The following is a 19,145-nucleotide window of genomic DNA, read 5'->3' as shown; positions in this document are numbered from 1 at the left end:
ACCGCCCGGGGCGTGCCCCCGTACGCCCCGGGCGAGGCGAGCTCAGCAGCGCTCGCTGGTCCTGGCGGTCGGCTCACCGCGATAGGGGAAGGGGCCGTTGCCCTTCCACCCCAGGGCCACCGTGCACACCCGCAGCGTGTCGGCACCGGACGACCACAGCTCGGTGAACCGGCCGTTGTCGCAGCGTACGTCCCTCATCGTCCTGCCGCCCGAGGAGTTCTTCGTGGCGATCGAGACACACGCGTTCCACGAGCCGTGGCTCCTTCGGTAGGACGCCCAGACGAAGAGGTAGGCCCAGTTCTTGCCGCACCCCTTGAACTGCTTCACCGAAGCGAACTCCTGGCCGCCCACGTCGACGTAGCCGGTGGATCCGATCTGCGTCACGCGGGAGCAGGCGGGGTTGGTCTCGGCCTGCGCCGACCCGCTGAAGCCGGCCAGCATCGGCAGGAGGAGCGCACTGATCGTGGCGACCTCGGCGAGTCTTCTACCCATTCGCGGACCTTCCGGTTGAGGGCGGCGCGGTTCGCCACCACCGGCAAGCATCCTGGCCGTCAGCCCTGCACTGTCCCTGTACGGCTCGGCGCGCAACCCCTGAACGATCGCCCGGCTCCCGGACAGGGATCATAAAGCCACAGGTCAGACGGCCCAGAGGGGAATCAGGGATCGTCGCCCACTAACGGACCACCTTCACGTCGAAGAAGATTCCATGCAGGTGGGGCATATAGGGGTTCCCCTGCGCGTCGACCATCTTCCAGTAGACCTTGCACGCTCCGGGCTTCGCGGGTGCCTCCACGGGAACGCTCAACAGCACCGACTGGCCCGGGCCGGTGTCGGGGATCGGCACCCTCCGAGGCGACAGGCACACGTCGCGGCCGTCCCCGGGCCCCTGGCGGCTCAGATAGCGGTCCTGCCACGGGACGGTGCCGGTGTTCGTGAGCTTCCAGGTCTTGACGAACTTCTCGCCCGTCTTGACCTGGCTGCCGTCGGGGAAGGTGACGTCCGCGTCCAGCCGCGAGCTGTCTCCGGGGATGGGGCGCTGGGAGACGGTGGGGGAGGAGACGGCGGGGGAGGGGCTGCCGGCCGGATGCCAGGACAGCCAGTACGCCACGAGACCGGTCAGGCAGGCGAGCGCGGCCATGGCGGCGACGTTGAGGAGACGGCGGCCGAGCGGGGTGCGAGGAGCGGGAAGAGCAAGCGGCGCACGACGGTCAGGCCGGGCGCCCTGCTCACCCTCCGGCCCGCCCTTCACGGTGTGCCGAGTCTCCGCCCCGGCCGTGCCCGGTCCGTCCTTCGCCGCTTCTGGTTCCGCCTCGGCTGTGTTCCGCTCGTCCTTCACGGTGTGCCGAGTCTCCACCCAGGCCGTGTCCTGCGGGCTTCCCACCGTGTGCGGTTCCGCGTCGGCGTCCTGTCCGGCCTTCGCCGTGTCCCGCGCGACCGTGTCCCGCGCGACCGTGTCCCGCGCGACCGTGTCCCGCGCGACCGTGTCCCGCGCGACCGTGTCCCGCGCTGCGTTCCCCGCGTCCTGCTCGGCTTCCGCGAGGTCGTCCCCGGCGACGTCCCGCCGGACGCCGGTCGGCCGGTCCGGAATCGTCCCCTCGGAGAGGTCGGAGAGAAGGACGTCCTGAGAACCGGCGGCCGTCGGCTCGGAGCCCGAGGCGGGCACCGGCGCGGAGCCGAGGTCCGCGGTCGCGAGAGGCTGAGGCCGGGACGGCGTCACGGACACCAAAGACTCGGAGAGGTCGGAGAGGTCCGGGACGAAGGCCGCGCGCTCGGCGGCGTCGACGCCGTGTTCGGCCAGGATCTCCTGGTGCAGGCGGCGCAGCTCGGGCTGCGGGTCGGTGCCGAGTTCCTCGGCGAGGGTCCTGCGGAGCCGTTCGTACACCGTCAGGGCCTCGGCGGACCTGCCGGTCACGTGCAAGATCTTCATCAACCGATAGTGGAGGGGCTCCCGCAGGGGGTTGTGCGCCGCGAGGTCGGCCAGATCGGCGACCATGGTGGCCGGAAGCCTCTTCTGGGTGAGGCACAGGTCCGCGTACGCCTCCATCGCCGACAGCCGCAGCTCCTGCGAGTGCGCCACCTGCCGCAGGACGCAGGGAGTCTGCGGCACGTCGGCGAACGGTTCCCCCCGCCACAGTGCCAGCCCCTGCTCCAGCGCGGCCATGGCCGCCGCCGGTGTCTCGGCGGCATCGGCCAGGGAGAGGGCCTCCTGCAGGCGCGCGATATCCGTGCCCGCGCTGTCGAGGTTCAGCTCGTATCCCCCGGGACGGGTGAGCAGAACCGCCCCGGTCTCGGCGGGATCCGCGATGGAGCGGAGCAGCGTCCGCAGCCGGGAGGCCCGGACCTGGACGGCGTTGGCCGGATCGGCGGGTGAACGGCCTTGCCAGAGGACGTCGGCGAGGTGTTCGGCGGAGACCGGCTGGCCGGGATGGGCGAGCAGCTCACCGAGGAAGGCACGGTCCATGGCGGCGGTGGGGGCGGTGGACTGCCCGTTGTGCGTAACCGCCAGAGGGCCAAGTACCAGAAAATCCACGAAGCGGAGTATCCCATAACGCCCCGTTTGGCTTGGGTTGTCTCCAGCAGTGGATCAAGGCCCCCGTACGGCAGGCCGTACCGGCCGCGATCAGTAGGCGACGGCCCGCGGGCGGTACGGCTCGGCGAGGAAGGCGAGTTCCCCGTCCGTCAGGGCCAGGTCCACCGCGGCGACGGCGTCGTCCACGTGCTTGTCCTTGGTCGCGCCGACGACGGGGGCGGTGACGCCCGGCTGGTGGAGCAGCCAGGACAAAGCCACCTGGGCCGGGGGGACCTGGCGTTCCCCGGCGACCTGGGCGACACGGTCGAGGATCTGCCGGTTGTTGTCCGCGTCGGTGTAGAGGGCGCCGATGCGCGCGTCGGTTTCGGCGCGGGTGGTGGCCTCGTCGGATCCGGCGCGGGCGAGCAGTCCTCGGGCCAGCGGGCTCCACGGGATCAGGCCCACGCCCTGGTCGGCGCAGAGCGGGTTCATCTCCCGCTCCTCCTCGCGGTAGAGCAGGTTGTGATGATTCTGCATGGACACGAACTTTGTCCAGCCGTTGATCTCGGCTGTGTGCTGGGCCTTGGCGAACTGCCAGGCATACATGCTGGAGGCCCCGATGTAACGCGCCTTTCCGGCACGCACCACGTCGTGCAGGGCCTCCATGGTCTCCTCGATCGGGGTCTCGGAGTCCCAGCGGTGGATCTGGTACAGGTCGACGTAGTCGGTGCCCAGGCGGCGCAGCGAGTCGTCGATCGCGGAGTGGATGTGCTTGCGCGACAGGCCGCGGTCGTTGACGGCGTCACCCATCGGGAAGAAGACCTTGGTGGCCAGCACGTAGTCGTCCCGGCTGGGGAAGATCTTGCGGAGCAGGCGGCCGGTGACCTCTTCGCTGCTGCCGGCGGAGTAGACGTCGGCGGTGTCGAAGAACGTCACTCCCGCATCGGCGGCTCGACGCACGATCGGCTCCGAGGCGGCCTCGTCGAGGACCCACCCGCTCCACTTGGCGGGGTCTCCGTAGCTCATCATGCCGAGGCACACCCTCGACACCTTCATGCCCGTGGACCCCAAACGCACATATTCCATTGTGAAACCTCCCGATCTTCATGACCCGCATCCACCCTAATCGGGAGACCATCTGTGAATCGGCACGGTCAGGGTGCCGCCGTCCTGCGGTTTTTCCTCGACCGGCGACGACCTCCGTGCGGTCGTGAGGAGCGGGCGGCTATGCGCGCGGAGTGGCGGCGGCGGCGATCTGATAGACCGCTCGTTCTTGGTCGGCGAAGTGGGTGCCGGCCATGTAGGGCCGGGCGGGGTTCCAGATCTGATCGAGGCCGAAGCCGCCGGAACTGCTGGAAACGAAGTGAGAGACGACGCCGATGAGGGTGCCTGTGCCGGTGGCCGGGTCGAAGGTGTCGAACCAGGGTCCGCCGCTGGAGCCCTGGGCCTGGGCCGTGGGCATGATGTCGTCGAAGTTGCCGCCGGTGTCGGGGGTGGTGGTGCCGCGGGAGACGATCAGGGCCCGGCCGTCGTAGGCGCGCACCTGGCCGGCGGGGACGCCGTTGGCTCCGGGCTTGCCGAACAGCGGCAGGTTGTTGCCGTCGTACTGCGGGGCGTACCACTGCGCCGACCCGGCGGACGAGGTCCGGTTGAAGGTGGGGTAGCCGAACGCGGTCATGAACTGGCCGCGTGGGTGGTCGAACGCGATTGCCTGCCCGCCGGTGATGTCCTGGATCGGAGCGGTGGCATCGGGGTTGTCGACCAGAAACGCGGCCATGTCGTTGCCGCTGAAGTTGTTCTTGTTCCGCGACCAGGTGTTCGTGAGCCATACCCGGGTGACGCCCCACACGCCGTAGGGGGCGATGTCCGGGCCGGGCAGCGGCGTGTTCCGGACGTAGTCGTTGATGGCTTGTGGATCGGTGAGGTTGGCGGGGATGCGGGTCAGATGTGTGCCGTCGAAGCCGGGAACGAACACGGCGTTGACCGCGATGTGATTCGGCCCGTTCAAGTTGCTGGCCAGTTGCTCTCGAAAGCAGTGCCCGGCGGTGACCGCGACGCTGCGGTTGGCGCTCTGCACCACGGTGGCGGTGCAGGCTGCCAGGTGGTCGAACTGGCCGGTGGCGGCGTCGTTGACCCGCAGCAGCAGTTTCCCGGCGGTTCCGGTGATCAAGCCCTGTCCCTTCCAGGGCGCGGCCAGGTCGTTCCATCCGTCGGCGGGGGGAACGGCGTCCGAGCCTCGCCCGATGGCGTTGCCGGTGTCGTCGTTGAGGGCGGCCGCCGCGATCCTGCCTGTGGTCCAGTGGTTGATCTCGGCCCGCAGGGCGCTTTGATAGCCCGCTCCGGCCGGCACCATCCGGGCCATTTCGTACGGGGTGGTGTCGGCGTGCGCGGCCGGTGCGAGACCGCCGGCCGCGGTCGCGGTCACGGCCAGGAGCACCGTGGCGGCGAAGGTGCCGACCCGCGTGGGTATCGATGTCATACGACGGCTCCCATCTTTGACCGACCAGTCGGTCATATCAGATCGGCCATACACTGATCGGGAACGGATTCACCGTCAAGGATGTGTGGCCGAGATCACAGCACGGCTGTATCGGGAAGGATGTTGCTCATGGCGCGGCCCGCAGGCCCAGGACGTGAAGCGCTGCTGCGTGCGGGACTCCACGTCGCCCAGGAGCGCGGATTGACCGGGATGTCGGTCAACGCCGTGGTCGAGGCGGCCGGAATGTCCAAGGGGAACTTCTACCAGCACTTCACCGACCGCAGAGACTTCCTGCGTGCGTTGCACCGCCTCTATCACGACGAAGCCGAACGGCGGCTGGCCGCCGCGGTGGGCCACCTGCCCCCCGGGCGGCGACGGCTGATCCAGGGCATCACCTTCCACCTCGACATGTGCCTGGAAACCCGTGCCACCCGGGCCATGCTGGTGCAGGCCCGCACCGACGCCGATCTGTTCGACGAAATGCGCGCCCGCAACGACCGCACCGCCGCCCTGGTCGTCGACGACCTTGCCGCCATCGGCTGGGACCCGCCCGAACCGGTCGCCCGGATGATGGTCACCATGGTCGGCGACGTCAGCCTCGAAGAACTCTTCGACGGCCACCGCCGCGACGATCTGCGCGACGCCTTCTTCCGGCTCCTGCTGCGAGAACCCACCCGCTCAACTCTGACCACCCGATGACAGGCGGGATCGAGATACGCCGTCGACCGGGCTTCGGCACGAATCCCGTGGTGACGTGAGTCGCTGCGCGGTCCACGAGAGCGGGATTCTCCGCTGGAGCGGATGAAGCCGGCCCGGCCGTACATCTGCCGTTTCAGCGGGTGGGAAGTCACGTGGAAGCCGGCTCCGGGTGATCGGGTCTCCTCCGACGCCTGGCAGGTCCTCCGCCCGGCCCGCCGACATTCGCCGACCGCCGCACCGGCGAACACGTGCGCCCGCTGTTCGCCTTCCGCGACCGTCGAGTCTCCACCTCTTCCATCGACGACACCGTCATCCTGACGCTCTGCCGCAAGGCCGACGTCCCGGCCGCCGATATCCGTGGGAACATCACCGGCCACCGAGCCCGGTCCACGATCGCCGGCCGCGGCTCACCACTGGTCGGGGTTCACGGCGCCCAGCCAGCGCCAGTCCCACGCCTTGCCGTACCTCTCCTGGTATCCCGCCGTGATGAACTTCTCACGGAGCGCGGCGCGGGCCGCCTGGTCCCCGATACGATGCTTCTCCTCGCTGGTCATCTGTGGCTGCCCGGACTGGAGACGGGCGTACCACTCCGCGTCGATCGCGCGGTCGTAGGCCGACCGGTAGTCGTCGATCACGGTGACGTCCCCGCGCTCGCTCTCGGCCAGCTGCTGGGCGAACTCGTGCGCCTTGACATCGCCTTCGACCTCTTCGTCGAGCGACGCCTCGATGAATTCCTGCCGTCCCATCCGGAGGGGATCAGGGGTGTTCTGGTTGCGGGCGTGGTTGACCTCGTGCACGAAGGTCTCGGCCAGTTCCTGCGGCGACCGCTCATCGGTCAGCCCGATTCTCAGGACATCCGTCGTGTCGTCAAAGTCCCCGGCCGTCCGGTAGCCGTTGGCCATGTCACTGATCTCACCCTTGTGAAAGAGAACGGTGACGCCGTGCTCCCGCGCCCAGGCCAGCGCCTCGCGCCCCGCGGGAGTCTTGACGAGCACTTCCTCGGCCTTCCTGCGCGCCTCCTCGTCGGGCGACTTGAGGCCGTACGAAATGAGGTAGCGGATCGCGTGTCCGGCGGGGTAGGCCGGGGGCAGCAGGAACAGCAGTGGGTCGGTCAGGATCCCCTTGGCCCTGACCAGGGTGCCGAGCACCACCTCGCCGATGTGCTTGCGCGCCTGCAGCAGCAGGGTCCGCAGCGCCACCCGCACCCCCACCAGCCGCGATGCCCAGAGGAAGTAGCCCAGGGGACCGGCAGCCAGAGCGCGGGCCAGCGACACGGCGAGCACCACGAGGTAGTAGAGAACGAGCATCTTCCAGACGGCCCGCAGCACCACGACGGCCATGGTGCCCACGGCGGTCAGGTCCGCGGCCGCCGCGCCCGCCGCCAGCCGGTGGCCCGGCCCTTCCTTGCCACGCCACGTGGCCTGGAAGGCGTCCACGTCGGCGCCCTGGTTGGTGGTCATGAGGTGCTCGGCGGCGGGTTCGATCTGCTTGGCGGCTTTGCGCAGGTCGTCGCCGAGATCGCTCCAGGCCCCGGCTGTCGCCAGCCGCTCGGCGGCGTCGTCGTCAGGCAGCGGGGCGGCATCCTTGACCAGGGCGTACATCGACGCCAGCATGCCAGACAGCTCCACCTGCTCACGCGCCCCGTCGGATGGAGGCGATGCTGGCCGCCTCGCCGGCGCGGTGGTTGGCGGAGGCCGTAGTGATCTTGTCGGCGATCCCGTTCAGGTGGCCGATCAGCGCCGTGTACGCCTGCGGCGCGTGCTGCAGGATGCCGTCGTACTCGTCGTCGAACTCGGCGCCCGGCGCGCCACGGTCACCGTCGGACCGGCCTGGGGTCGCGGCGAGGGTGCGCCGGACGAGATCCTCAAGTCTGTCTGCGGCCTTCTGGATGGTGATGGCGGTGGATCGCAGACTGTCGTGGTCGACCTGCAGGCCCCGCTCCCGGCTCTCTGGTGGCATGGGTCAGAGAATACGAACACCCGTCTGCCGGCTCGATGAACGCGGTGTGATCATCAGGACAACGACAGAAGACGATCATGTGTGTGCCGTGAGGCGGTGGGTGGACCATGCGTGTGCCGTCGGGCGGTGCCGATGCCGGAAGCCGAGGTCACGAGTCGGCGATCTCGACTCTCTGCCGGAAGGCGGTGGCGTCGGTCAGGTGGCGGATGATCCAGTCCGCGATGTTCGCCCTGGTGGCGCTGCCCGCCTTGGGAAGGTGGCCTCCCACCGACACCTGGTAGCCCTGGGTGCGCGGGCCCTCCTTGAGCATGGGCACCCGCACGATCGTCCAGTCGAGGCCGGAGCCGGCGACCTCTGCCTCCATCCGGGCCAGGTCGTGGTGGATGTGGTGATAGATCCGGCCCACCACGAACTCGGACACCAGCCGCTGCGCGAGTGGCAGATGCCCGGTTGACAGTCCGGCGGAGGACATGACGACCAGGCGTCGCACCGACGCCGCCTCCGCCGCGCGGATCACGTTTCGCGCGCCTTCGGAGAACAGGGCCGTCCTGCCGCGCCCCTTCACACCGAGCGTGACGACCACGGCATCGTGTCCTCGCAGAGGTTCCCGCAGGTCATCGGGATCCAAGACGTCGGCTCGCGCCACGCGCAGCCGGGGGTGTTTCGTCCCCATCGTGCCCGGAGACCGGACCAGCGCCGTGACCTCGTGGTTCTCCTCCAGGGCCTGTTCGACCAGGAGGCCGCCCGTACGGCCCGCCGCTCCCACGACAGCAACCTTCATCGCTCGTCCTCTCGTTCGGTGCGCGAATTCATTCAGTCATACATACTGTATGAACAAATGTAAGCCACAGAAGGAGTGATCGTGATGAGCGCAGGAGAGCGCGAGATGCTGGAGCGGCTGATGCGCTACATGCAGCCGGAGAAGGTGCTGCCCTACCTTCGTGACGCGGACGAGACCAGGCTCGCCGCCGTGCTCGGCGCGCGGCCCGGGGCATACCGGCAAGTGCGCGAGGAGTTCGCCTCCCAAGTGCGCGAGACGGCGGTGGAGCTGCTGAAGGACGAGGCGATCGCCGAGCAGGTCGAGCGGCTGCCCTTCAAGCCGGGAGACACGATCGTCGGCATCGGCGAGAGCGACACTGCGGACCTGTTGTCATGGCTGGAAATCCTGCGGCAGCTCCTCGACCTCCGGCGGAAGGCCGACGGCATCACGGTGCTCAACACCGCGGTGTCCGGCCAGACCACCACGGAGGCGCTGTCCCGGTGGGCGGCGGCGGGCGGCCGGGCCGCCTGGGTCCTTTGCAAGCTCGGTGCGAACGACGCCCGCCGGGCCGGGCATGAGGGGCCGACCCTGGTCAGCCCCGCCGAGACGCGGCGCAACCTGACCGCCATGCGCGAGCTCTCCGCCCCCGGGGCGCAGTGGATCTGGATGACGCCCCATCCCGTCGATGAGGAACGAATCGAGGCCTTCGCCCCCTTCCGTCACCAGCGGGTGAGCTGGCGCGGCGACGACATCGCCGCGATCGCCGCGAGTATCCGCGAGCGCGAGGAGCCGGTGGCGGACGTGCACGCGGCCTTCTCCGCCGACGCGCGTCACGACCTGCTCGGGCAGGACGGGGTGCATCCGACGCCCGCCGGGCAGCGGGTGACCCTCCTCACCCTGCTCGCCGCGCTGACCGCGGCGCCCGGCCCTTCCTGACGCGTCATCGCGCCGCGTCGGGCATACTTCGGCTGCCGGACAGGAGCCGGCCGGACAGGAACCTGCCCGGCAGACACCTGCCCGGCAGGGGCCGGTCGGGCAGAAGCCCGCCGGACGGAGATCGCCGCACGGAAGGTGCCGGACGGGAGCGGGAGGTGGCTGCGGATGTCTCCACGGTCCTACCAGATGGGACGGCGTCAGACCGATGTCGACGAGACGCGCAGGCGTGTCGTCGAGGCGGCGAGGGAACTCCTGGCCGAGACGGGGACCTTCGCGGTCGACGCCGTCGCCCGCAGGGCCGATGTCGCGCGGGCCACGGTCTACTACCAGTTCGGCTCGAAGGTCGGCCTGCTGCAGGCGCTGTGTGACCATCTCGCCGAGAGAGGCGGCATGGAGCGGCTGGCGGAGGTCTTCACCCTGGCCGAGCCGAGGAAGGCCATAGAGGAGTTCGTCCGGGTGATGGGCGGGTTCTGGGCCACCGACCGGGTCTGCACGCGACGGCTTCGCGCGCTGGCCGCTCTCGACGACGAGGTGGGCCAGGTGATCGCGGCCCGTGACGAGATGCGGCACCGGGCCGCCGGCGTCCTGGCCGGCGGCCTCGGCGCGGCTGACGGGCGGGACGATCTCGTCGACATGCTGTACACCCTGACGAGCTTCGAGACCTTCGACACGCTCGCGAGAGGTCGCGCGCTGGACGAGGCGACGCCCGCGATCATCCGGCTCGTTCACGGGGTGATCGACGGCGGCTGACCGCCGCCGGGCGGCGGTCAGCCTCCCGCCAGCCTGGCCGAGTCGTTCTCGTAGCGGCCGTCGAGCCGGGCGGTGAGGGTTTCGACCCAGCGGGCGGGCAGGTCGGCGCGTGCCGCGAGCAGCCGCCGGATGCCGTCGAGGTCGTCTCGCTCGACGTTCATGACGCGGTTGACCTCGGCGACGGTGAGTCCGCGGCCGGGCGCGTCGAGCAGGTGGAACGACTGCCCGCGGGCCACCACGCCCGGAGCGAGCACGCGCCGGTAGAACCCGGTCCGGCCGGTCGCCTGCAGGTCGACGGGCAGCCTCTTCGCGCCCGGCCGCATGGCGTGTCGGGCGGTGAGCTTGAAACATGGCCGCCGAGGCTGGCTCACTTGCACGACCGCGGTGCCGATCCGGTAGGTCGCGCCGATCGTCACTTCGTCGTCGACCAGGCCGGCGGTGGTGAAGTTCTCTCCGAACGCCGCCGGGCCGAGCGGTCCGCCGAGCCGGTCCTCGATGTGGCGATAATGCTCCCCGGGATAAACGCACACGGCCTTGTCCGGCCCGCCGTGGTGGCGCCGGTCGCCCTGCTCGTCCCCGTCCAGGCCTTCGACGCCGAGCGCGACCGGTCCCTCGACGGGGGACTTGACGAACGCGGACGGTACCGGCCGTCCTCGCCAGGGGAGGAGGCCGGTCCGCCCGACATGCACCGCGAGCAACCTCACGACAGCATCCGGTCGAGCAGGCGGCCGAGGAGCGCGCGCCCGGCGCGTTCGACGGTGACGGCGTGTTCAGGGTCCAGGGCCGTCCCGTCCGGCAGGTGCGGCTCGACCGCGGCGCGAAGGCCCGCGTCGAGTTCGGCATGGAACTGGAGGCCGTAGGCGTGCTTCCCGGCCCGGAACGCCTGGTTGGCATAGGCCCTGCTCTCCGCCAGTCGTACGGTTCCCGGGGGAGGCGTGAAGGTGTCGCCGTGCCAGTGGAACACGGGCAGGACCCGTCCGGCAGGTCCGAAGGCCGGGTCACGCCGGCCGTCCTCGGTCAACGTGACCGTGCCGAGCCCGATCTCGGGGGCGGGTCCCTGGACGATGCGCGCGCCGAGTGCGGCGGCGAGGAGTTGCGCGCCGAGGCACACCCCGAGCACCGGGATGCCCCGCTCGACGGCCGTGGCGAGCAGCGCCCGCTCGGCGGCCAGATGAGGGTGGTCGGTGTCGTCGAACGCGCCCATGGGTCCGCCCATCACGACCAGCCCGTCGAGATCCTCCGCCGCGGGCAGAGGATCACCCCGGTACGGCCTGCGCAAGTCGAGGACGATGCCCCGCTCGGCCGCGACGGTCGCGATGCTGCCCGGCCCCTCGAAGTCGACATGCTGCACCACCGACCAGTTCACCACGTTTCCACCTTGTCCTTCCTTGACCCGACCGTCCCGGACGGTTCAGCATTCCGGCACGGAAAGAAACATAGGAGTCCTAACTATAAGAGGCGGGCGATGACGACGATCATCAAGGGGTACGGCTATGGCACGGCCGACCGTTCCCCTTGATCACCGCGACCATCCACCCGTTCCTGGCGAAGAAGAGGCATTCCGAGACTGAGGTCGAAGAGATGTTCCAGGCGTGGTTCAAGGCCGTCGTCCTGCAGGTCGCGCTGTGGGCACGCGCCTACGCTGATGTGCGTGAATGGTGATGGATCCGACGACCGACTCGACCGCCGCCTGGCGGACGCGCTCGAACGACTGACCACCGCGGTCCGGACACTGGCGGTGACCGGCGCCCAGGCGCACGGGCTGAGCGTGGTCCAGCTGCACGCGTTGCTCGCCCTCGCCTCCCATCCGGCCGAGCGCCGGCGGGTGGGGGCGCTGGCGGAGGAGTTCGCGGTGACCGCGCCGACGATGAGCGACGCGGTCGGTGCGCTCGAACGCAAGGGGCTGGTCGCCCGGACCCCGGTTCCCGGTGACGCGCGACGCCGCGAACTGGTCCTCACCTCGGACGGCGAACGGCTCGCCGCCCGGCTCGACGGCTGGGACGATCCGCTGGTCGATACCGTGGGCGCACTGCCCAGAGGGGAGCGGGAGGCGCTGCTGCGGGCGGCGCTCGACCTCATCGCCGGGATGCATCGGGCCGGTGTCATCACCGTCGACCGCAGCTGCGTGTCCTGCCGGTTCTTCCACCGTGACGTCCGTCAGGACCCGGGCGCGCCGCACTTCTGCGCGTTGCTGGAGCAGCCCCTGCCGCCGGCCGACCTTCGCGTCGACTGTCCGGAGCACCTGCCGGGTGAAGAAATCTCCGAAATCTCCCGACTTTGATGACCCGGGCCTCGCCAAGACCGACAATCCCCCTATGAGTTCATCCGGTCACGACCATTCCCTGCCCCCGGCTCGCGTCGAGGAGGTCTCCGACGGCGTCTACGCCTATATCCAGCCCGACGGGAGCTGGTGGATCAACAACACCGGATTCCTGGTCGGGCGGCGGGGGGTGATCAGCGTGGACTCCTGCTCCACCGAGCGGCGCACCCTGGCCTACCGTGAGGCGATCAGATCGGTCACCGACCGGCCGATCACGACGCTGATCAACACCCATCATCACGGTGACCACACCTTCGGCAACTTCGTCTTCCCCGAGGCGACGATCGTCGGGCACGAGCGGACCCGGGAGATGATCCTCGCCGAGGGGATCCCGGCGTATCGCACGATGGCCTGGACCGAGGTGGACTGGGGAAACCTTGAGGCCTGCCCCCCGTTCCTCACCTACACGGACGCGGTCACCGTCCACTCCGACGGGCTGCGCTGCGAGGTCCGGCACGTCGGCGTTCCCGCGCACACGACCAACGACTCGATCGTGTGGATCCCCGAGCGGTCGCTGCTGTTCGCCGGCGACCTGGTCTTCAACGGCGGGACGCCGTTCGTGATGATGGGCTCGGTCCGGGGCTCGATCGCGGTGCTCGACAGGCTCAGGGAACTGAACGCCCAGACGATAGTGCCGGGGCACGGCGGGGTGTGCGGGCCGGAGATCATCGACCACGTGCAGGGGTACCTGCGGTTCGTGATGGCCACCGCGGAGCGCGGCAGGGCGGCCGGTCTGTCGCCGCTGGAGACGGCGCGGGAGACCGACCTCGGTGAGTACGGCGAGCTGCTCGACCCCGAGCGCATCGTCGGCAACCTGCACCGCGCCTACGCCGAGCTGGACGGCCTGCCTCCGGGGGAGCCGATCGACGTGGTCACCGCGGTCCTGGAGATGGTCGACTTCAACGGCGGCAAGCCGTTGACCTGCATGGCCTGACCCGTCCCGCGTGACCTGCCCGGTCACCCGCCCGCCCGGTCTTCTCGAACCGCCTGCCGAGGCTTCCCGAACCATCCGGCCGGGCGCCCGCTGGAGCGCCCGGCCGGGTGAGCGGCGGAGCTCAGGACAGGTGGCGCGCCCACCATTCGAGGACGGCCTCGAAGCGCTGGAGGCGGTGCCGGGGACGGCCGCTCCGGCTCAGCTCGTGGCCCTCGCCCGGGAACAGCAGGAACTCGGCCGGGGTGCCGTTGCGGCGCAGGGCGACGAACATGCGCTGGGCCTGTTCGACCGGGCAGCGCCAGTCCTCCTCGGAGTGGACCACGGCGAACGGCATGTCGATCCGGTCGGCGTGATAGAGCGGGCTCATCGCGCGCTGGGCCTCGATGTCGGGGCCGCAGTAGGCTTCGGCGAAGAACCAGCCGATGTCGGAAGAGCCGGTGAAGGAGTCCCAGGCGTTGACCGCCCGCTCGCTCCAGGCGGCCTTGAACCGGTTCCCATGGTGGGCGGCCAGCCAGCTCGTCATGAATCCGCCGTAGGAGCCGCCCATCACGCCCACCCGCTCGCCGTCGCACTCGGGCCGAGCCAGTGCGGCGTCCAGCAGGGCGAGCACGTCGTCGGCGTCCACGGTGCCGAACTTGCCGATCACGGCCTGGCCGTGGGCCTGGCCGTACCCGTTCGAGCCGCGGGGGTTGGGCAGGACCACCGCGTAGCCCGCGGCGGCGTACACCTGGGTCTCGTCCAGGAAACCCCACCCGTAGTGATGGAACGGGCCGCCGTGCACGTTCAGCAGGACCGGGTGCGGGCCCTCGCCCTCGGGCAGGGCCAGCCAGCCGTGGACGGGGTAGCCGTCGGCGGACACGGCGGTGATCTCCTGGAGCGGGCGGACTCCGGGCAGCGGCCCGGAGAAGTCCGCGAGCGTCCCCTCCGGGGTGACCACCTCGCCCGGGCTCTCCGGGGTGGACACCACCGCGACGATCCGCCCGCCGTGCGCGGTGAACGCCTTGACGTTCGCCTTCTCGCCCAGCACGACGGTGAGTTTCTCCAGGGGGGCGTCGAGGGCGTCGAAGGGAATCAGCCGCAGCTCGACCGCGCCGCGTACATGCACCGCGGCCAGCACGCCGTCCTCGACCGGGACGACGGGCATCGACTCGACGTCCACCGACTCCTCCTCGGTCAGCCGCGTTCCGGCAGTCGGCTCGCCGCCGATCCGCAGCGGGGCGCGGTAGAGACCCGTGTTGCGGCCCACCACGTGGATGCCGGAGTAGGCCGGGCCGAGGTAGAGCACGTCCCCGCCGGGGAGCGCGACGGGGTGGTCGGCCGACCCGTCGCTGCGCACCACGAGGATCGGCGCCCCGCCGTCGGCGGGGACGGCGTACAGGTCGGTGTACAGGCTCTCGCCGTCGAGGTCGCGGCTGGCCGAGACCAGCACGTGTTCACCATCGGGGGTCCAGGCGGGGAAGCCGACGTCGTAGGGGCCGTCGGTCAGCCGCACCGGCTGGGGGATGTCCGCCTGGGCGTTGACCACGAACAGGGCCGGCCGCCGGTCGAGAGTGAATCCGACGCCGTCGCGCCGGTAGCTGAACCCGGTGATCCGGCGCGGCGCCTCGGCCTCCGATCCCACGCCCTCCTCGGTGCCGTAGCGGCCGTCTTCGGGGACCCGGGCGACGAACGCGATCCGGCGGGAGTCGGGCGCCCAGACCGGGGCGCCCGCGCCGAGCGGCAGGTCGGTGAGGGGGCGCGCCTCGCCGCCACCGGTGGGCATCACGTGGAGCTGCGGCTTCTCACCGGCGCCCGCACGGAGGAAGGCCACCCAGGCCCCGTCGGGGGAGATGCGTGGTGCGCTGTCGTGGTCGCCGTAGGTGAACCGGACGGGCGGGCCGTCCTCGGGGAGCCGCCACAGGCTCCCGCGATAGGCGTCGGCTTCCAGGTCGGGCCGGGTGACGTCGACAAGGAGAAGATCGTCGTGAAGGGTGACGTTGCCAGGGGTGTGCAGCAGGACAAGGTCTTCTGGACGCATGTCCAGCGACGCTATCACCGTATTCATCATCTTCTGAGGGGCTTGGACGCTGGTTTGAGGGCACTGGTCGATCCACCGGCATCGAAGTGGAAAATGCGCTTCTGTCCCCCTTGCTAGCTCCTTCCCAAGATTTGAATAGATCCGATGGGAAAGGTCATTGGGTGTCCGCCCATGTCGTGTCACGTTGGGAGAAACCTCTGATCAAGGGATGTTCCATGATCTCTGCCAGGCAGATGGTCTCCCGTGTCGTGTACGGCTCCCGCTACGACCGTGTGCCCTGGGGACAGCGGATTTACGTCCGTCCCGGGGAGAGGCTCGTCAGGGAGGTCCAATGGCGGCTGCGGATCCACCGGGCCCCTGTCATCTCGTTGCACGACTACCGCAAACGGACACGTCTGGGTGAGATCGAGGAGTTCGTCGGCTGCCACCTGTGCGGGGAGACCCGGCAGCAGCTCATGTTCCGCCCGGCCTGCACCAAAGGCAGGTGGAGCTACCGGGTGGTGCGCTGCCCGGCGTGCGGCTTCCTTTACCGAAATCCCAACATCCGGCCCGAACGGCTCGGAGACCTGTACGCCACCGGTTACAGTGCATTTTTGAGCGGTGACTACGCGGCCAACCGGCAGCGGCGCTACCGGCTGACGATGGACGCCTTCTCCCCGGTGTTCGAAGAGGGCGGGAAGCGGCGGCTGCTCGACTTTGGCTGCGGGGCCGGTCTCTTCCTGCAACTGGCCGAGGAACGCGGGTTCGACGCGGTCGGGGTGGACCTGTCGCCCGACTCGGTGGCCAAGGCCAATGAGCGGCTCACCCGCGCCCGGGCCCACCACGGTGCTCTGGAAGACGTGCCGGAGATCGCCGCGGGCGGGTTCGACGTGATCACTCTCTGGTCGGTCCTGGCTCATCTGCCCCGGCCGCTTGACGACTTCTGGAGGTTCCGCCGGCTGCTCGGGCCGGGCGGGGTGCTGCTGATCCTCACGGTGAACGCCGCGTCCCTGCAGCTCAAGGCTTTCGGCAGCGGCTGGAATGGGTTCACCAGGAACCACCTGATGTTCTACTCGGCCGAGACGATGCCCACTTTGCTGCGCCGTACCGGATTTGCCGGGGTGGCCTTCGCGCCCTTCTACGGCGACACCGTCGAGACGGGTACGGCAGAGCTGCCCGAGTCGTTGCGGCGCAGGCTCCGCCGCAACGTCGAGGCGAGCGACGGAGGCAACATGCTGCGCGCGCTGGCTTTCGCCGACGCCAAGGCGATCAACCGCTGGGGTGCCGAACTGAAGGTCCGGCGCCTGAGCTGAGCTGTCTGGACCATCGCCCCGCAGCAGGAAGCTCCCCGACAGCATCGCGACAGCCCCGACGCGACGAAGATGAATCGATCACCATCCGAACTGCAGGCTGATCTGCGAGCCGAGTTCCCGGAAGCCGAGTGCGCGCGCGACGCGTCGCGATGGCTCCGGACGCGCCCTCCATTGCGGCACCAACCGGTTGGCCAACGCATCCGCGACCGCCGCCGAGGCCACCGCGCGAGCCATACCTCGACCGCGATGCTCTGCCACAGTCAAGACTGACAGGTGCGCCGCTATATCCAGCCATGGCCGATATCCAGCGGCGGCGATCACATCCTGCCCCTTGCGGATGACGAAGGCCATCGAGGCGATCTCCTCCAGGCCACTTTCCTCCGCGTCCTGTTCCTCGACCGAGGCCAGCAGCGCGCGGACGTCGTGGTGACCCGCTGGCAGGCGTTCGACCTGGGCATCGGTATGGGCGGCAGCGAAATCCCCGTCATCGAGGTATGCCAGCGTTGCCGGTCCCAGCACACTGAGGACTGGCAGGGTTGCCGGGAACTGAGCGAGATCGATGCCGGCCTCTCCGACCTGGCCGGCCAGAGCCTCTTGTAATGGCTCGATCAGCTCAGGGCCAGGCACAGTGGCCAGAATTGCGCCGTCCAACGTGACGATCCCCGCCCAACCTGGCGGGCACAACCACGACTCTGGCGAAAGCGCGACGCTCACACCTCCACGCATGGGAAATGTGACTGGCACGCGAGCCAACATCGCCCACATCTCACGTGCCCGATCCAAGGAACTCGACGACATTCGTCCATGATCCTCGCTGAGGGAGAGCGGAGCCAATCCGTTTATCTCCGGATTGCGACTACAAACCGTCCATCTGCAGGCAAAGCAGGGCAACCTCTCAATGGCCGTTACTTCATATTCGCAATAACGTGCCCGCTATCCCGCCCCGGCGGGCCTCACGCCGAACCAACTCGGCGCGCAAGCGGCCTTCATTCCGCTCACGGTGCTCCGCGACAGCCTTCCGGGAGGCCCGACATGAGCAGCCAGTAAGAGCGTGACTCGTCTGGCGATAAGAGGCCAGCTCCGATTGATAGAGCTTGGCCCTCAGGGATATCATGCCGACTCCCTGATCACCGAATCGACTCAGAATGGTGACCTGATGTCCAGATTCAAGGGAGTTCTGCTCGACTGGCGCGGCACGCTCGCCATGCCCCCGCTGTACCGTCAATGGGTTAAAACTGCCCTTGATCGCCTCGGTCGTCAGACGACCACAGAGGCGATCGACGCCGTACTCACTTCGCTTCGCGCCGCTGACCGGTCGGCACTGGACACTTCATACATCGATACCGGCACGGCAGTGCACCGATCGGCCTACTACGAGTGGTTCAGGGCGGCTGGATTAGACGAGCCGCTTGCCGACTCGCTCTACGCGGTGGAGTCGGATGCCTCGATGAATCATTTCGCTGAGGATGCTGAACTCCTCCTGGCCACCCTCCATGAGGCGGGGGTGCGAATCGGAATCGTCAGTGACATCCACTTCGATATACGTCCCTGTTTCGCGGACCGTCGCACCACCCGGGGAACGAGGTGGAGTGAGTTCATCCACACTTGGGTGCTTTCCTATGAGTTGGGTATCGCCAAGCCTGACCCTTCAGTGTTTGCGGTGGCGCTGGAACGTCTTGGTTTCACAGCTGAGGAGGTTCTCATGGTCGGTGACAGGGCCGGATGGGATGGCGCGGCCGCCGAAGTCGGAATCACGACTCTGCTGCTGCCTCAACTGCGTGCTGTCAGCGAACGACGTCTGCACCGCGTCCTTGATCTAACGGTGCCGGGCTGGTCCGGAAGCGTATAAGGCGCAGGAATCCCTCGGTTATCTGGGGTTGTCAAGCGAACTAGCTGGTCAGCCGTTTGAAGGTCGTTAAGCCACGTAAGGCAAGTAGGTTGGCCATGGCTGCCGCGCCTGGCCGCAGGAACGTGAAGCGGGCCCCACGCTGTGAAGCTCAATCCCCGAGCTGTTGGTGATCACTCCTAGCTAAATATTCGCTGTGCCTGGGCGACGTGCGTTCGTAGGATCCGTGCATGACGGACGAGAATGAGCGGGCAGTGCAAGCGGCCATCGATGGTGAGTTGCGGCTTCTCGATCCTGAGGTGCGTGCTTCTCCGACCCTTGTCCAGGAGCTTCTGGATCCGGAGTTCACCGAAATCGGAGCCTCTGGACGCTGGTGGGACGCGGAGTCGATCCTCACGGTGATGAGTGCGGGAACGGTGAGTCCGGAGTCGCCGGTCAAGGTCAGCGAGATGTCTGGGGCCGTGCTGGCTCGGGGGATCGTTCACCTGACGTACTTTGCTGACAATCAGGGGCGCCGGGCATGGCGGAGTTCCTTGTGGCGCCTGACGGAGACTGGCTGGCGCGTCTACTTTCATCAGGGCACTTTGACTGGACGCATCGAGTAGTAATGCCCTCAGACCAGAAGACCCAGGGTTTCGGGCGTT

Annotated in this window: 20 protein-coding genes; 9 read left to right on the top strand and 11 right to left on the bottom strand. The window is 68.9% G+C overall.

What is annotated here, in order from left to right:
- Window positions 1–42: 42 nt before the first annotated feature.
- The 4 genes from ACFY2X_RS15010 to ACFY2X_RS14995 all read right to left on the bottom strand — a co-directional run bounded on the left by ACFY2X_RS15010 (window position 43) and on the right by ACFY2X_RS14995 (window position 4,988).
- Entirely contained in the window at window positions 43–492 is a 450-nt protein-coding gene (locus tag ACFY2X_RS15010) for a hypothetical protein (RefSeq protein ID WP_389938012.1), read from the bottom strand.
- A gap of 181 nt (window positions 493–673) precedes the next feature.
- A complete protein-coding gene (locus ACFY2X_RS15005; RefSeq protein WP_389938009.1) occupies window positions 674–2,530 on the bottom strand; it encodes a BTAD domain-containing putative transcriptional regulator in 1,857 nt (618 codons plus the stop codon).
- A gap of 90 nt (window positions 2,531–2,620) precedes the next feature.
- Complete coding sequence (locus ACFY2X_RS15000) at window positions 2,621–3,595, bottom strand: aldo/keto reductase (RefSeq protein WP_389938006.1); 975 nt, start codon at window positions 3,593–3,595, stop codon at window positions 2,621–2,623.
- Window positions 3,596–3,734: 139 nt separating this feature from the next.
- A complete protein-coding gene (locus tag ACFY2X_RS14995) occupies window positions 3,735–4,988 on the bottom strand; it encodes a trypsin-like serine peptidase (protein WP_389938004.1) in 1,254 nt (417 codons plus the stop codon).
- Window positions 4,989–5,117: 129 nt separating this feature from the next.
- On the opposite strand from ACFY2X_RS14995, the gene ACFY2X_RS14990 reads away from it, so the two are divergent.
- Complete coding sequence (locus ACFY2X_RS14990; protein ID WP_389938001.1) at window positions 5,118–5,687, top strand: TetR/AcrR family transcriptional regulator; 570 nt, start codon at window positions 5,118–5,120, stop codon at window positions 5,685–5,687.
- Window positions 5,688–6,094: 407 nt separating this feature from the next.
- Here the strand turns inward: ACFY2X_RS14990 and ACFY2X_RS14985 are convergent, their stop codons facing one another.
- The 3 genes from ACFY2X_RS14985 to ACFY2X_RS14975 form a co-directional block, all read right to left on the bottom strand.
- Window positions 6,095–7,300 (bottom strand): hypothetical protein, encoded by a 1,206-nt coding sequence (locus tag ACFY2X_RS14985; RefSeq protein WP_389937998.1) that lies wholly within the window; start codon window positions 7,298–7,300, stop codon window positions 6,095–6,097.
- 19 nt (window positions 7,301–7,319) lie between these two features.
- Window positions 7,320–7,646 carry a type VII secretion target gene (locus ACFY2X_RS14980; RefSeq protein ID WP_389937995.1) on the bottom strand — a complete coding sequence of 109 codons (327 nt, stop codon included), beginning with the start codon at window positions 7,644–7,646 and terminating at the stop codon, window positions 7,320–7,322.
- A gap of 148 nt (window positions 7,647–7,794) precedes the next feature.
- Window positions 7,795–8,427, bottom strand: a complete 633-nt coding sequence (locus ACFY2X_RS14975; protein WP_389937992.1) for an NAD(P)-dependent oxidoreductase — start codon at window positions 8,425–8,427, stop codon at window positions 7,795–7,797.
- An 84-nt stretch (window positions 8,428–8,511) separates the two neighbouring features.
- Here ACFY2X_RS14975 and ACFY2X_RS14970 point away from each other — a divergent pair, with 84 nt between their 5' ends.
- Together ACFY2X_RS14970 and ACFY2X_RS14965 are read left to right on the top strand one after the other, a co-directional pair.
- Window positions 8,512–9,342, top strand: a complete 831-nt coding sequence (locus tag ACFY2X_RS14970; RefSeq protein ID WP_389937990.1) for an SGNH/GDSL hydrolase family protein — start codon at window positions 8,512–8,514, stop codon at window positions 9,340–9,342.
- A gap of 165 nt (window positions 9,343–9,507) precedes the next feature.
- Window positions 9,508–10,092, top strand: coding sequence for a TetR/AcrR family transcriptional regulator (locus tag ACFY2X_RS14965; RefSeq protein ID WP_389937987.1), 585 nt, complete (start codon window positions 9,508–9,510; stop codon window positions 10,090–10,092).
- A 17-nt stretch (window positions 10,093–10,109) separates the two neighbouring features.
- On the opposite strand, the gene ACFY2X_RS14960 is transcribed toward ACFY2X_RS14965, so the two are convergent.
- Window positions 10,110–10,796 carry an MOSC domain-containing protein gene (locus ACFY2X_RS14960; protein ID WP_389937984.1) on the bottom strand — a complete coding sequence of 229 codons (687 nt, stop codon included), beginning with the start codon at window positions 10,794–10,796 and terminating at the stop codon, window positions 10,110–10,112.
- The gene (locus tag ACFY2X_RS14955; RefSeq protein ID WP_389937981.1) at window positions 10,793–11,461 is read right to left on the bottom strand and encodes a type 1 glutamine amidotransferase; all 669 of its coding nucleotides are present in this window, start codon (window positions 11,459–11,461) and stop codon (window positions 10,793–10,795) included. Before ACFY2X_RS14955 ends, ACFY2X_RS14960 begins: the two co-directional genes overlap by 4 nt.
- A gap of 146 nt (window positions 11,462–11,607) precedes the next feature.
- On the opposite strand from ACFY2X_RS14955, the gene ACFY2X_RS14950 reads away from it, so the two are divergent.
- Genes ACFY2X_RS14950 through ACFY2X_RS14940 form a run of 3 tightly spaced genes read left to right on the top strand, consistent with a single transcriptional unit; the run spans window position 11,608 to window position 13,346 of the window.
- Entirely contained in the window at window positions 11,608–11,754 is a 147-nt protein-coding gene (locus tag ACFY2X_RS14950; protein ID WP_389937978.1) for a protoglobin domain-containing protein, read from the top strand.
- Complete coding sequence (locus ACFY2X_RS14945; protein WP_389937975.1) at window positions 11,744–12,373, top strand: MarR family winged helix-turn-helix transcriptional regulator; 630 nt, start codon at window positions 11,744–11,746, stop codon at window positions 12,371–12,373. Before ACFY2X_RS14950 ends, ACFY2X_RS14945 begins: the two co-directional genes overlap by 11 nt.
- Window positions 12,374–12,407: 34 nt before the next feature.
- A complete protein-coding gene (locus ACFY2X_RS14940; RefSeq protein ID WP_389937972.1) occupies window positions 12,408–13,346 on the top strand; it encodes an MBL fold metallo-hydrolase in 939 nt (312 codons plus the stop codon).
- Window positions 13,347–13,467: 121 nt separating this feature from the next.
- Here the strand turns inward: ACFY2X_RS14940 and ACFY2X_RS14935 are convergent, their stop codons facing one another.
- Window positions 13,468–15,363, bottom strand: a complete 1,896-nt coding sequence (locus ACFY2X_RS14935; protein ID WP_389937969.1) for a S9 family peptidase — start codon at window positions 15,361–15,363, stop codon at window positions 13,468–13,470.
- 215 nt (window positions 15,364–15,578) lie between these two features.
- On the opposite strand from ACFY2X_RS14935, the gene ACFY2X_RS14930 reads away from it, so the two are divergent.
- The gene (locus ACFY2X_RS14930) at window positions 15,579–16,655 is read left to right on the top strand and encodes a class I SAM-dependent methyltransferase (RefSeq protein ID WP_389937966.1); all 1,077 of its coding nucleotides are present in this window, start codon (window positions 15,579–15,581) and stop codon (window positions 16,653–16,655) included.
- A 78-nt stretch (window positions 16,656–16,733) separates the two neighbouring features.
- On the opposite strand, the gene ACFY2X_RS14925 is transcribed toward ACFY2X_RS14930, so the two are convergent.
- The gene (locus tag ACFY2X_RS14925) at window positions 16,734–17,369 is read right to left on the bottom strand and encodes a GNAT family N-acetyltransferase (protein ID WP_389937963.1); all 636 of its coding nucleotides are present in this window, start codon (window positions 17,367–17,369) and stop codon (window positions 16,734–16,736) included.
- Between the two features lie 442 nt (window positions 17,370–17,811).
- On the opposite strand from ACFY2X_RS14925, the gene ACFY2X_RS14920 reads away from it, so the two are divergent.
- Both ACFY2X_RS14920 and ACFY2X_RS14915 read left to right on the top strand, forming a co-directional pair.
- Window positions 17,812–18,504 carry an HAD family hydrolase gene (locus ACFY2X_RS14920; RefSeq protein WP_389937960.1) on the top strand — a complete coding sequence of 231 codons (693 nt, stop codon included), beginning with the start codon at window positions 17,812–17,814 and terminating at the stop codon, window positions 18,502–18,504.
- A gap of 227 nt (window positions 18,505–18,731) precedes the next feature.
- The gene (locus tag ACFY2X_RS14915) at window positions 18,732–19,106 is read left to right on the top strand and encodes a DUF4440 domain-containing protein (RefSeq protein WP_389937957.1); all 375 of its coding nucleotides are present in this window, start codon (window positions 18,732–18,734) and stop codon (window positions 19,104–19,106) included.
- Window positions 19,107–19,145: the final 39 nt, after the last annotated feature.

It is taken from the genome of Streptosporangium sp. NPDC000396 (assembly GCF_042898655.1).
In the GTDB taxonomy this organism is placed as follows: Bacteria; Actinomycetota; Actinomycetes; order Streptosporangiales; family Streptosporangiaceae; genus Streptosporangium.
Note: the sequence above shows the minus strand (reverse complement) of the source record. Positions and strands in the feature narration are given on the sequence as shown.